13 protein-coding genes are annotated in these 12,245 nt (G+C 53.3%); all 13 read right to left on the bottom strand.

Going from position 1 to position 12,245, the window contains the following annotated elements:
* Nucleotides 1-12: 12 nt before the first annotated feature.
* Nucleotides 13-2,100 carry a glycine--tRNA ligase subunit beta gene (gene glyS, locus DFP95_RS01080; RefSeq protein WP_115990717.1) on the bottom strand — a complete coding sequence of 696 codons (2,088 nt, stop codon included), beginning with the start codon at nt 2,098-2,100 and terminating at the stop codon, nt 13-15.
* The gene (gene glyQ, locus DFP95_RS01075) at nt 2,093-2,980 is read right to left on the bottom strand and encodes a glycine--tRNA ligase subunit alpha (RefSeq protein WP_115990716.1); all 888 of its coding nucleotides are present in this window, start codon (nt 2,978-2,980) and stop codon (nt 2,093-2,095) included. Before glyQ ends, glyS begins: the two co-directional genes overlap by 8 nt.
* A gap of 329 nt (nt 2,981-3,309) precedes the next feature.
* Nucleotides 3,310-4,122: a DNA repair protein RecO gene (gene recO / locus DFP95_RS01070; protein WP_115990715.1), complete on the bottom strand. Its 813-nt coding sequence runs from the start codon at nt 4,120-4,122 to the stop codon at nt 3,310-3,312.
* Nucleotides 4,123-4,128: 6 nt separating this feature from the next.
* Nucleotides 4,129-4,278, bottom strand: a complete 150-nt coding sequence (locus DFP95_RS01065; RefSeq protein ID WP_115990714.1) for a YqzL family protein — start codon at nt 4,276-4,278, stop codon at nt 4,129-4,131.
* 118 nt (nt 4,279-4,396) lie between these two features.
* On the bottom strand, nt 4,397-5,299 hold the full coding sequence (gene era / locus DFP95_RS01060; RefSeq protein ID WP_115990713.1) for a GTPase Era: 903 nt from the start codon (nt 5,297-5,299) through the stop codon (nt 4,397-4,399).
* A 21-nt stretch (nt 5,300-5,320) separates the two neighbouring features.
* Nucleotides 5,321-5,746 (bottom strand): cytidine deaminase, encoded by a 426-nt coding sequence (gene cdd / locus DFP95_RS01055; protein WP_245987273.1) that lies wholly within the window; start codon nt 5,744-5,746, stop codon nt 5,321-5,323.
* 20 nt (nt 5,747-5,766) lie between these two features.
* Complete coding sequence (locus DFP95_RS01050) at nt 5,767-6,144, bottom strand: diacylglycerol kinase family protein (RefSeq protein WP_115990712.1); 378 nt, start codon at nt 6,142-6,144, stop codon at nt 5,767-5,769.
* Nucleotides 6,141-6,677 carry an rRNA maturation RNase YbeY gene (ybeY, locus tag DFP95_RS01045; protein ID WP_115990711.1) on the bottom strand — a complete coding sequence of 179 codons (537 nt, stop codon included), beginning with the start codon at nt 6,675-6,677 and terminating at the stop codon, nt 6,141-6,143. Before ybeY ends, DFP95_RS01050 begins: the two co-directional genes overlap by 4 nt.
* On the bottom strand, nt 6,674-8,941 hold the full coding sequence (locus DFP95_RS01040) for an HD family phosphohydrolase (protein WP_115990710.1): 2,268 nt from the start codon (nt 8,939-8,941) through the stop codon (nt 6,674-6,676). The genes ybeY and DFP95_RS01040 overlap by 4 nt, the downstream gene beginning before the upstream one ends.
* A gap of 22 nt (nt 8,942-8,963) precedes the next feature.
* Entirely contained in the window at nt 8,964-9,929 is a 966-nt protein-coding gene (locus tag DFP95_RS01035; RefSeq protein WP_115990709.1) for a PhoH family protein, read from the bottom strand.
* Nucleotides 9,930-9,959: 30 nt separating this feature from the next.
* The gene (gene yqfD, locus DFP95_RS01030; RefSeq protein ID WP_115990708.1) at nt 9,960-11,138 is read right to left on the bottom strand and encodes a sporulation protein YqfD; all 1,179 of its coding nucleotides are present in this window, start codon (nt 11,136-11,138) and stop codon (nt 9,960-9,962) included.
* Nucleotides 11,139-11,246: 108 nt separating this feature from the next.
* Nucleotides 11,247-11,540 carry a sporulation protein YqfC gene (gene yqfC / locus DFP95_RS01025; RefSeq protein ID WP_115990707.1) on the bottom strand — a complete coding sequence of 98 codons (294 nt, stop codon included), beginning with the start codon at nt 11,538-11,540 and terminating at the stop codon, nt 11,247-11,249.
* Nucleotides 11,541-11,720: 180 nt separating this feature from the next.
* Nucleotides 11,721-12,212, bottom strand: a complete 492-nt coding sequence (locus tag DFP95_RS01020; protein ID WP_115990706.1) for a hypothetical protein — start codon at nt 12,210-12,212, stop codon at nt 11,721-11,723.
* Nucleotides 12,213-12,245: the final 33 nt, after the last annotated feature.

Here is a 12,245-nt window from a genome sequence, read left to right as displayed (position 1 = left end):
TCTCGAGTCGATTCAACCGGACAACTTGGAGAAATCCGCGAATTGTTTGACGTCGTCCGCTACAAGCGACAATATGGCCAGGCGATTGCGACGCAATGCTTCGTCCTCCGCCATGATCATGACCGCCTCGAAGAATGTTGATACCGGTCCGCTTAGCGAAGACAACGAGGATAAAGCGCCAGCCATATCCGCTTGCGTGACGGCGTCTAGAAACTGTCCGTGCGCTTGCTGCCATGCTTCGTACAAAGATCTCTCCGCCTCGTCCGCGAACAAATTCGCGTCCACTTGCTTCGAATCGGCTTTGGCCGCGAGATTGCAAACGCGATTGAAGGCTTCTACAGCTGGACGGAATTCGGCTTTACTACCGCTCTCCGAATCGGTCGCAGCTTGCAGGGCATGTGCCCGAAGCACCGCTCTGCGCACGTCTTTGACGCCGGCGCCAAGCACCGCATCTACGACATCGTATCGAATCGACTGGTCGGATAGCACGTTTTTGATCCGTAAGGAGAAGAACTCCTGCATGTCGTTGACGATATCGTAAGCCTCGCGTTTAAAGCCTCTGCCGGCATGAACGTCTAGAGCCAATTGGAACAACTCGGCCAACGTAATTTCCATTTCATGAACAAGCAACGTATTGACGATTCCCGCAGCTTGCCTGCGAAGAGCATATGGATCCTGGGATCCCGTCGGAATAATACCGATGGAGAAGCAGCCCACGATCGTATCCAGTTTGTCCGCGATGCCTACGATCGCTCCGACTAACGAAGCAGCCGGCCGGTCACCCGCGTTGCGAGGCGAATAATGCTCGTTGATCGCCTTGGCTACCGCCTCGCGTTCGCCGGCTTTGCGCGCGTAGTCTTCGCCCATGATGCCTTGGAGTTCAGGGAATTCGTATACCATTTGCGATACCAGGTCGAATTTGCAAATATCGGCCGTACGGCTGACGTCCTCGAGCTCCGTCGTCTCCAAGCGCAAATGCTTGGCAATCCGGTCGGCGACGGCCCGAACGCGGCGGACTTTATCCGCGACCGATCCCAGCTCCTCGTGGTATACGATGTTTTCCAGCTTGGCCAACGCGTTCCCGATGACTAGCTTCTCGTCCTCCGCGTAGAAAAACTTCGCGTCCGACAACCTCGCGCGCAGCACCTTCTCGTTACCTCTCGAAACGACCTCGAGTGAGCGGCTATCTCCGTTGCGTACCGTTACGAAATGAGGCAGAAGACGACCTTCGCCATCGAATACGGGGAAGTAACGCTGATGTTCCCTCATCGACGTGATCAAAACCTCTTGCGGGATGTCCAGGAAAGACGGGTCGAACGAGCCCGTAAGAACGGTAGGAGTCTCGACGAGGAACAGTACTTCCTCGAGCAAATCTTCCTTCACCGCGATATTCCATCCCCGTTCTTCGGAAAGACTCTTAATTCCCGCAAGTATGGTCTCCCGACGTTTGTCCACGTCGACGATGACATGCTGGGCAAGTAATTTATCTACGTATGAAGCCGGCTCGTCCACGACAGTCTCGGTTCCAAGGAAGCGATGGCCGCGCGTAATATTGCTCGTCTTCACGCCCGTAATTTCGAAAGGCACGACTTCGTTGCCATGAAGAGCCAGGAGCCAACGAATCGGACGAACGTATTTCAGCTCGTAATTGCCCCACCTCATGTTCTTCGGAAAGCTCAGCGAAGTGACCAACGCCGGAAGCGCTGCGGGCAACAAGGAGGAGGTTTCTACACCAAGACTGCTCTTCACGGCGAATACGTATTCGACGTTGGCTACCTCGCGAATGAACAACGTATCAGGATCTACGCCTTGACTGCGCGCGAAGCCTAACGCAGGCTTACTAAGGGCTCCGTTCTCGTCATACGCGATTTTGCGGGAAGGGCCTTTAACTTCCTCGCTGACGTCCGCTTGCTTATCCGCCAGTCCCCGAACGAGAACGGTCAAACGGCGAGGCGTCGAATAAGCTTTAACTTGTTCGTACGCCAGTCTGCTGTCCGTCAGCCACTTCTCCGTTTTCTCCTTCAATTGCTCCATGGCGGCGCGCACGAAGCGGGCCGGCACCTCTTCTAATCCGATTTCCAGTAGCAGATCCTTAACCATGATTCACGGCTCCCTTCTTCAGCAACGGGAATTCTAGGCGTTCCCGTTCCTGCAAATAAGTGGCCGCCACCTGGCGAGCCAAGTTACGTACCCTCGCGATATAACCCGTCCGTTCGGTTACGCTGATCGCCCCTCTTGCGTCCAATAAATTAAACGCATGGGAGCATTTCAACACGTAATCGTAAGCCGGGAACACGAGATTAACGTCCATCGCCCGCTTCGCTTCGCCTTCATAAGTAGAGAACAATTGAAAGAGCATCGCCGTATCCGATACTTCGAACGTATATTTGGAATGCTCGTATTCGGGTTGCTTAAAGACGTCTCCGTAGGAGACCCCGTTAACCCATTCCAAATCGAACACGTTCTCTTTGTCCTGAATATAAGAAGCCAGCCGCTCCATGCCATAAGTAATTTCTACGGCTACGGGTTGGCAATCGATGCCTCCGACTTGCTGGAAGTAAGTGAATTGGGTTATTTCCATTCCGTCCAGCCAAACTTCCCAACCCAAGCCCCATGCCCCCAAAGTAGGAGATTCCCAATTATCCTCGACGAATCGAATATCATGATCCAGAGGATCCAAACCGAGCTTCTTCAGACTTTCCAAGTATAGCTCCTGAATATTGTCAGGCGAAGGCTTCATGATGACCTGAAATTGATGGTGCTGGTAAAGACGGTTCGGATTCTCGCCGTATCGTCCGTCCGCCGGACGCCTGGACGGTTCCACGTAAGCCACGTTCCACGGCTCGGGTCCGATCGCGCGCAGGAATGTCATCGGATTCATCGTGCCCGCGCCCTTCTCCGTATCGTACGGCTGTACGACGATACAATTCTGCTCGGCCCAAAACTGCTGCAGCGTTAACGTCATTTGCTGAAAATTCATAGATCATTCGCCCCTTTGCGTTCCTAATCATCATAAAAAGCTCCCGTCCCTACGTCTGCCTTGGCAGACGTAGGGACGGGAGCTGAACATTCCCGCGGTTCCACCCTACTTGGCTCCTTAACGGTTTCGGCGAAATGAATCGCAACGGATACCGTTCAAGATAGCCCTCCTCTTTCTTGCGCAATCCCTCCAGAGCGCCCTTCGCCGATCCGTGTCTCCGGGCTTGCACTATCCCCGGCTCGCTGATGTTGCTAACGGTATTCGGTTACTTTCTCCTTCGCGGGGACAATAACATATGATGCCATTCTAAACTACCTAAGCGCGGGCTGTCAAACCTTCCCTTCCCCCGCTTCGGTTTCGGGTATCGGCTCGGGACGTTTCATCCTTTCGCCAAGCAAATCTCCGTATTTCTCCCATTGGTCGAGAAAATTACGCGATTTCAAATTCAAGTTCAAGTGAACGTCCATCCAACGGCGAAGCGCAAGCTGCAATTGGCGTTTCGAGCTGTCTCTAACCGCTATGTTGCCTAACCGGCGCAAATCCAATGCCGAGAAAACGCGCAGCAACTTCCATACGGTTTCCTCTAACTCCAACGCGGTAGGATCCTTGTGCTTGCACGACAAGCATAAAGCCCCTCCTGCCGCTGCGCTAAAACGAAAAGGCCCATCCTGTCTGCCGCAGTTCACGCACTCGTCGAGCATGGGGGCGTATCCCGAGGCGTTAACAACCTTCATTTCGTAAGCTCGAATAACGATCTGAGGATCTTTACCTCCGGCGAGCGCGGACTGGCAAGCCTTTAACTGATGAAACAAGTGAGCCGCCGCTTCGTCGTCGTTGATTGCCCGATCCGTCAACTCGGAAGCGTAAGCCGCGTATGCCGGACCTTCAAGCCCTTCCCGCAGCTCCCGGAACGATTCGATAATCTCGCCGCTGTTCAAAGTGCCTAACGTTCCCGTTTTGTAATAAGAGAAATCTCCGTATGTAAACAATTGCGCCAACGAACCGTATCTGCTCTTCAGCTTCTTGGCTCCGCGCACGACAATGCCCTGCTTCCCGTATGTCGGCGTAAGCAGGGTAATAATTTTATTTCCTTCTCCGTAATCGGTGCTTCGAATGACTAATCCTTCTACCCGATAAAGCATCGGCTCTCATTCCTCGTCCGCGACGTTGCCATCTTCGTCCTCAACCCCGATATTCGTTCCAAGCTCCGATGCGCCTAAATTGCGCACTTCTTTGTACAGCAGGTATGCTTCGATATCGCCGGTTTGCGTAAACACGTGCCACGTGAAATCCCGCACAGCGCCTCATCCTCTCCGGGCGAAAATGAATTGCACTTTCAAGGATTAGGATGTCACTTGTACGGTTGCGATATCCCTGACACATATAAACAAATCAGGGTTTGTTATGTTTACGCGGTTAATCGTTACGGTAACCAAGAGTCTTAAGCATCGAATCCCGGTTGCGCCAATCTTTGTTCACCTTAACCCACAGTTCCAAGAAAATCTTGGATCCGAGCAACCGTTCCATATCGACTCGGGCCAGCCGTCCTACTTCCTTCAGAAGCGCTCCGCTTTTGCCGATGATGATTCCCTTCTGCGAGTCCCGTTCTACGAAGATGACCGCTCCTACGTTTACCAGACCATTGTCCTCCACGCTCATGCTCTCGATCTCCACGGCGATGGAATGCGGAACCTCTTCGCGCGTAAGCTGCAGAAGCTTCTCTCGAATCAGTTCCGCGCAAACGAATTGCTCGGGATGATCCGTGATTTGATCGGCTGGATAATACATCGGGCCTTCGCCCAAGTACTTGGACACTTGCTCCAGAAGCGAGTTCACGTTGTTGCCTTGAAGGGCGGACACCGGCACGATCTCCGCGAAATCCATCAGCTTGCGGTATTTATCGATGACCGGAAGCATAGCTTCGGGATGGATTTTGTCGATCTTATTAAGCACCAGAAACACGGGAGTACCTTGTACCTTCTTAAGCTGTTCGATGATGTAACGGTCCCCGCCGCCTATCGGTTCGGTCACGTCCGTCAGGAACAGAATGGCTTCCACTTCGTTAAATGCGCTTTCCGCGGCTTTAAGCATGTAATTGCCAAGCTTGGAATTCGGCTTGGTTATGCCCGGAGTGTCCAAAAATACGATTTGCATGTCGTCCGTCGTATAGACGCCGTGGATTTTGTTGCGGGTCGTTTGAGGTTTATCCGACATGATGGCGATTTTCTGTCCGATCACTTGGTTCATCAGAGTCGACTTGCCTGCGTTGGGCCGCCCTACGATAGCTACGAACCCCGATTTAAAGCCTTTTTTATTCATCGTTATTCTCCTTCGGATCGATCAATTGTTCAAATCCCGGGATGTGAACGCTCCTGGAAGCAGCTCGGACATCGTCGTTACCCGGGAGTCTCCTTGCATGTTACCTAGAATGACGGGCATTTCCGGGTCGCATAGCTCCGCGATAACCTGCCGGCAGACTCCGCAAGGCGTAATCGGCTTATCCGTATCTCCGATGACGGCTAGCGCCTTGAATTCACCCGCTTGGCAGCCATCCGCGATGGCGCGGAACAATGCCGTGCGCTCGGCGCAGTTCGTTGGGCTGTAAGCCGCGTTCTCAACGTTGCAGCCATAGTGCAGCCTATCTTGCGAATCGACCAACACGGCGCCGACCGCGAAACCCGAGTAAGGTACATACGCGCGGGCACGCGCGATTTTAGCTGCTTCCAATAATTCATCATGCGTTAGAGGTAGGCCATTCATGCTCATTACGATTTCCTCCGAATCATTCATCTATCGATAATAGCGGTCCATATATGGGGGCCGAGTACGAGCGCTCCGACGAACAGCGCGAACAAAGCCGCGACGAGCGCTGCGCCGGCAGCGACGTCTTTGGACGTTTTGGCTAGCGGATGAATCTCCGGGGATGCGAGATCCACCGCTCGTTCTACCGCCGTGTTGAACAGCTCCGACACTAAGACGAGCGCGATGGCAGCCAATATCCAAAGCCATTCGGAACGGGAAATTCCTAGCAACGCCGATAAAACAACGACGGCCACGGCAGCCAGCATGTGAAATTTCATATGACGTTCGCTCTTCAGCGCACCGGCGATTCCCGAAATCGCGTAACGGAAAGAATCAAGCTCTCGCGAACGCCGGCCGCTCACCGGATAAGCCCAGCTTCCTTAAGCACCTCTTCTTGCTTCGCGAACATTTCCCGCTCTTGTTCCTCGTCGCCGTGATCGTATCCGAGCAAATGCAGAAATCCGTGAACGAATAAGAACCCGAGCTCGCGCTCGAAGCTATGCCCGTAATCTTCCGCCTGCGCTTCGGCTCTAGGCACGGAAATGACGATATCCCCAAGCAGATCCGAGAACGGATCTCCCGCTTTGTCTTCGTCCTTCCACTCCTCGTCGCCTTCTTCCGAGCCTTCGTAGTCTCCGTCGTACTGAATATCCGGCTGTTCTCCCTCGAGCAACGAAAAGGATAATACGTCCGTCGGCTTGTCCAATCCGCGATATTGACGATTCAGCTCGCGAATGCCTTCGTCGTCGGTCAAAGTGAGCGTTACGATCCCGGTCGTGAATTCTTCTTTTTCCCCGGCTATCTTCAGCAGCTTCTCCAGCATATCCATCCATTGTTCCTCGCGGGCACCGGCCCCGCCTTCCCGTTCGTCGATCCATTCCAAGCTCAATGTCATGCCCGAATCTCCTTTGCTTCCTTCATTTTCTTAATCTCTTTATCGTCAGGATACTCGATTCGGGAATGAAACATCCCGATGACCGTTTCCTTCAGCGTCTCCGCGATTTTGTCCAGCTCTCTTAGCGTAAGGTCGCACTCGTTGTACTGGTTGTCGTCCAACCTGTCCTTAATGATTTTGCCGATGATTTCCTCGATTTGCTCCACCTTCGGATGATTAAGCGAGCGTACGGCCGCTTCTACGCAGTCCGCTATTCCGACGATAGCCGATTCTTTGGATTGCGCCTTCGGACCCGGATAACGATAATCGTCTTCCGTCCACTGGTTCTCCACGCCTTGCTCCTGCGCTTGCTTGACCGCCTTGTAATAGAAGTATTTCAAGAACGTCGTCCCGTGATGCTGCTCCGCGATGTCCCTGATCGGTTTAGGCAGCTTATGAGCCTTGAGCATGTCCGCCCCGTCCTTCGCATGGGCGATGATGATGGACGCGCTAACCTTGGGATCGAGCTTATCGTGCGGATTGCCGGATGCGTTCTGGTTCTCGATAAAATAGAGCGGTCTCTTCGTCTTGCCTACGTCGTGATAGAACGAGCCGACGCGGCATAACAAGCCGTTCGCTCCCACGGACTCGGCCGCGGCTTCGGATAGATTGCCGACCATAAGGCTGTGATGATAGGTCCCCGGCGTCTCCGTGAGCAGCTTCCTGAGTAACGGATGGTTCGGATTGGACAGCTCTACGAGCTTAAGCGCGGACAAAATTCCGAACGTCACTTCGAAGAACGGCATAAGCCCGATTACCAATACCGCCGTGAGCAACCCGCTCGAGAACATGAAGATAACCGATTGGACGAGCTGGACTCGGCTTGGCTCCGGATTAACCAGCATAAGCGCGAGGACCGCAACCGAGCCGAACAGGCTGACCATTATTCCCGCCTTTAATATGGACGATCGCTGACTAGCGCGATGTATGGCTAATACCGACGTAAAAGTAACGACGGCAGCTACGAACCCGTAGTGAAAATCGAAAATATGCTCCTGCTCCACGTTAAGGATCAGGCTGGCGAGAAGCGTAAACAGGAACGAACTGACCAACCCGATATGCATATCCAATAAGAGCGTCACGAGCATGCTTCCCATCGCGATCGGCGCCAAATATCCGACGAAAGGCCATTCTTCGCTGTGAGTTAACGCCACGAGATGCATAAACAGGATGTTGAGCGCAAAAATGAGCAACAGCATCACCCACTGCACGTTCGTCCTTTTCTGCGCGCCCGCTGCGTTCGTCGTTAATTCCCCATAACCGTATAAGGCTAAAGTGAAAATAATCGAGAACAGAAGTACCCCTAGCTGCGGCAGATAGCTTTTGCGCTCTTGCAGAAGACCTAGGGAGTCGAGCCTTTCGTAAATGCTGTCGGTAATGACCTGCCCCGCCTTGACGACGATATCTCCCTGCTTGATCAATACGGGAGGCGTATTTTGCTTCGCTTCTACCTTGGCATCTTCCGTGGCCTGTTTGTCATAGAATTTATTGGGCAGAATCGCAAGCCTGGCCAACTCCTGAACGATTTCCCGTTCCGTTCTCTGGGAAAGCGAGCTGGCATTGACGAGCTCCGCCACTTTCGTTCTGGCCGTCTCCGCTTGCGTAAGCGATTCACCGGTCAGCTTGCGCACGACTTCGCGGCCGACGGAACGCATTTCTAGCAATTGATCCGAGGTCAAATTCGGAATCTTGTAGAACGTTTCTTCGGGAATGGAGTATTTCTGCGATAGGATCACGCTTTCCATTTCCGCCAATAGCCCTTCGGAATACGTTTCCGATCCTTTGTTGGCGGTTACGAAATTCACGATATATTGATCGACGCGTTCAGGAATGACCCTGCGGTAAATATCGACCTTGTCGGATACCGTAATCAAATCGTCTAGATTAAGCTCCTCGATCCTCGTGAAAATTTCGTCGATCAACGCCTCGTTTCTCAGCGCTACGATCGAATAAATAGGTCCGACTTTTTCCGCCGCTTCGTCCTGTGCTTGCAGCGTCGCCTTTTCGTCCAATTCCTGCCTAGGCGCCTTGATATCTTTGTCGCTTTTGGCGTTTAGCGTAATATCGTAGGTTTCCGGTACAAGCCGCGGAGATATGCTGAAATAAAACAAAAATACAAAAAGCAGGAGCAGGAGCCAGCGCATCGCCGCGCTATGCTTCCATCCTGCCGCTGCCCCAGATAAGGAAATCGGATTGCTTGGCTGGCCGCTGTTTTTCCGACTCATCCGGCACTCCCCTCCCTTATAATCATTGTTCGTTGTTCGCGTTGTAGGCCAATATTATTTTTTGCACGAGCGCGTGCCGGACGACGTCTTGATCGGTGAAATAAACGATGCCGATTTCTTCGATTTCCCGTAAAATCCGCTCGGCTTCGATCAAGCCCGACTTTTTCCCTTTCGGAAGATCGATTTGGGTCACGTCTCCCGTGATGACCATCCGGGAACCGAAGCCTAAACGCGTCAAAAACATCTTCATTTGTTCGGGCGTCGTATTCTGCGCCTCGTCCAATATAACGAAAGAATCGTCCAACGTCCGACCTCTCATGTAGGCGAGCGGAGCGATTTCGATCTGACCGCGTTCCATGGCCTTCGCTACGCCTTCAAGTCCGAGCGCATCGTTAAGAGCATCGTAGAGCGGCCGCAAATAAGGATCGACCTTCTCCTGCAAATCCCCGGGCAAGAAGCCCAAGCTTTCGCCCGCTTCAACCGCCGGACGGGTCAGCAAGATCCGTTTAACCCTGCCTTCCTTCAACGCGGAAACCGCGCACATAACGGCCAAATACGTCTTTCCCGTGCCCGCCGGGCCGATTCCGAGTACGATTTCCTTTTTCCTGATCGTCGTCACGTAATGCCTTTGCCCTAGAGTCTTAGGGATAACCGGCTTACCGCGGAAGGTCGAAATGATCTCGCCTTTGAACAAGGAAAGCAATTCATCCGCTTTCATCTCGCGCGACAACTCCAAAGCGTACCGGACGTCTCGTTCATTCAGTTGCAGTCCGCCCTGCACGAGCTGAATGAGGGTATCGAATAACTGCTGGAGGGATCTCACCTCTTCGGCCGGTCCTTCAATATAAATTTCCGCGTCCCTCGAACGAATCAACGACACGGTTTCCTTCTCGATTAGACGCAGGAACTTGTCCTGCGGACCGAATAGCGCTAGGCCTTCGGCCGCATTGCGTAACGGGATAGTCGTATATTCTTTCAGTTCCGTCAAGAAGCCTCATTCCCCCAAATCGATGGATGCTTATAGTATAGGACGTTCGACCTCGATAGATTGTTCCACTTCAAAAAGAACGGTTAACAACACTTTACCATTCTCGGTATGTTCATGCAAAATGTTTTCAGCTCTTATGGTGGAGTCCCGTCCGGTTTTGCCGAGCAATTCGGCGCGCGCTTGCGCTAGCCCCGCTTCCTTCGCTTCGGCGGGAGTCAGCCTCTTCTCCGTCTCCGTTACCTCGAGCTCGCTCTCCTTCATCGTTCCGAATGGCAACACTCGATTCCACAACGACTTGCGCTGAATCGTCGTGCGCGTCTGCGAAAGCGGGAACGGCTCTCCGCCGTATCCGGATATTTGCAAAGCCCGATTGCCGATCAGCAAATATTTGCGCTCTTGGGATTGCCCGGTCAGGTTGTTCGCCTTCGTCGTTAACGGCGAAACGATTCGGTATTCATGCCACACCAACCCCATTACTTTACCTTTGGAAACGACCGTTTTACTATGCTTCTCGTCCCCCAGAATACCGGAGATCAAGATGTCCCCTTTGCGAACGCGGTCGTTGCGCTCTACCTTCGGCCTTCCGTTCTCGGCGACGATCCGGGTTATGACCGCGTCCGTTTTGGCTACCAGGTGCCGTGGATTTTCCAGCACCTTCTTCTCGGGTTGCGTCGAATCGATGACCGTAATCGTGATCGAAGTCCCTTTTTTGTCCACGCCGACCCAAGCAGCCTCCGGCAACCGCAAGGATAACCGCTGTGAAAGGGAAGCTGCGTCTTGGAGACGGAACGACCACTGCATGGAATATATCCCTTCGGCCATGGCCGCTTGACGTATTTTTTCCTCGGGGATTGCGGAGCCTCCCTCCACCTTCACGTTCCAGACTAGCATGGAGAGAACGAACATGGCGGCGACGAACGCAAGCATCCCGCCGGCGAACGTTTTTCTTCTCGACAGGCGTTCCATCTTAAACGGCAGCCCATGCCTGGACAGAATTCTGATTCGGCTGCCGTTCTTGCGCAATAACGGTCGCAAGCGAAAAAAATCGGGAACGGCAATCCCGAAAGTCAGCTCCCCCGACGGCGTAAAAGCGATATCCCATAGCGTTACGTTATCTCGCGTCGCCGCGTTGAGGAACGATTCCGCTTCTCCCCCGACTAGCTTGACCCAAACGTAACCGCGCAACATTGCTACCCAAGTCCCTTTCATCCTTGCTCTCCCCCCGACTTAGAGCTTGTCCTGGCACAAGACGAAAGTCCGCTTTTCGCGATCAAACGGACTCGTTCGTATACCTCAAAGATCTATTCGCGCCCGTTATTAATTCGATTGCCCCTTCTGGTGCAATTGGACGCCCGTTATTTTTCCTTCCACGAATACTTCCTCTGCCCCGATATTCCGGATAATCAAATCTTGGCCCGTTACTTCCAATTCCCCGTTATCCATAGCCAGCCTGAGATTGTGCGGGGAAAAATGGAGGATCCCGCGGTGGTTCTCCACCGTGATCTGAAGGCCCCCGATCATCGTGATGCGCGGCAAGTCCAGCACCACATCCTGCGGCAGGTCGAGAATCGTTGCGGTCCATTTGCGCAGCTTCCGACTTACACGCATCATTGGGCGGTCCTCCCTCCTATAGGGTAAACATATGCGCAAGCACCGTTCTTTATGAAGCACGACGAGGTCAAGCTACTTGCCCGAACGAAAGAAGAGCGGATTCCGAATCCTTCGGGGAAATAAAAAACAGGCCCCCTAAGGACCTGTCGCGTAAGTAATGTTAATAACGTTCGAGCTTATTCATCTCCGATAAGGACGGCGCGCCCGCGGAGGACCAAGAATTTCAGCCCATACGACCGCTCGCGTCAAGTCTTCCTTGGATAATCCCCTGACGTCGGAGCCCACGAGCGATGATGACATTGGAGTCGGGGCCGCGCTGGATCTCGGTTTCGCAGAGGCGACAATCGGAGAAGACAAAGGCGACGCAATCGCATCCAAATGCCTTGTTTCGGCGCGAACGGGTTGCTGCGGCCTTGCCACCGGAGGCGGCGTTTGCCGTCTTAGGGCTTGCGAAGGCCTCTCCTCCGATTCGGGGAGCGAAGTCGAAGGAATGGGCGCCCCCGACTCATCAGGCCTTCTAGGAAGCCGCTTGCCGCCGCCTCCGAAGTCCGGCATCCGGTTAGGAGACCTCCGCCCGGAAGGAGATTTGCGAAAAAACAACGAATAGATAACTCCTACCGCAACGATGACGAAATAAAAGTTATGCATCAGGAACGAAATCAGTTGTTCCATGATTCAATCAGCCTCCTTCCATCCATACTACAT

This window comes from Cohnella lupini (assembly GCF_003386205.1).
GTDB classification, from domain to species: domain Bacteria; phylum Bacillota; class Bacilli; order Paenibacillales; family Paenibacillaceae; genus Cohnella; species Cohnella lupini.
This window is presented reverse-complemented; position numbering and strand designations above follow the sequence as displayed.

What these genes read in the sequence shown, in the direction of transcription:
- yqfD (WP_115990708.1), bottom strand. Translation starts at nt 11,138, where the DNA reads ATGAAAGGGACTTGGGTAGCAATGTTGCGCGGTTACGTTTGGGTCAAG.
- cdd (WP_245987273.1), bottom strand. Translation starts at nt 5,746, where the DNA reads ATGAGCATGAATGGCCTACCTCTAACGCATGATGAATTATTGGAAGCA.
- glyS (WP_115990717.1), bottom strand. Translation starts at nt 2,100, where the DNA reads ATGGTTAAGGATCTGCTACTGGAAATCGGATTAGAAGAGGTGCCGGCC.
- recO (WP_115990715.1), bottom strand. Translation starts at nt 4,122, where the DNA reads ATGCTTTATCGGGTAGAAGGATTAGTCATTCGAAGCACCGATTACGGA.
- glyQ (WP_115990716.1), bottom strand. Translation starts at nt 2,980, where the DNA reads ATGAATTTTCAGCAAATGACGTTAACGCTGCAGCAGTTTTGGGCCGAG.
- ybeY (WP_115990711.1), bottom strand. Translation starts at nt 6,677, where the DNA reads ATGACATTGAGCTTGGAATGGATCGACGAACGGGAAGGCGGGGCCGGT.
- DFP95_RS01040 (WP_115990710.1), bottom strand. Translation starts at nt 8,941, where the DNA reads ATGAGTCGGAAAAACAGCGGCCAGCCAAGCAATCCGATTTCCTTATCT.
- yqfC (WP_115990707.1), bottom strand. Translation starts at nt 11,540, where the DNA reads ATGATGCGTGTAAGTCGGAAGCTGCGCAAATGGACCGCAACGATTCTC.
- era (WP_115990713.1), bottom strand. Translation starts at nt 5,299, where the DNA reads ATGAATAAAAAAGGCTTTAAATCGGGGTTCGTAGCTATCGTAGGGCGG.
- DFP95_RS01020 (WP_115990706.1), bottom strand. Translation starts at nt 12,212, where the DNA reads ATGGAACAACTGATTTCGTTCCTGATGCATAACTTTTATTTCGTCATC.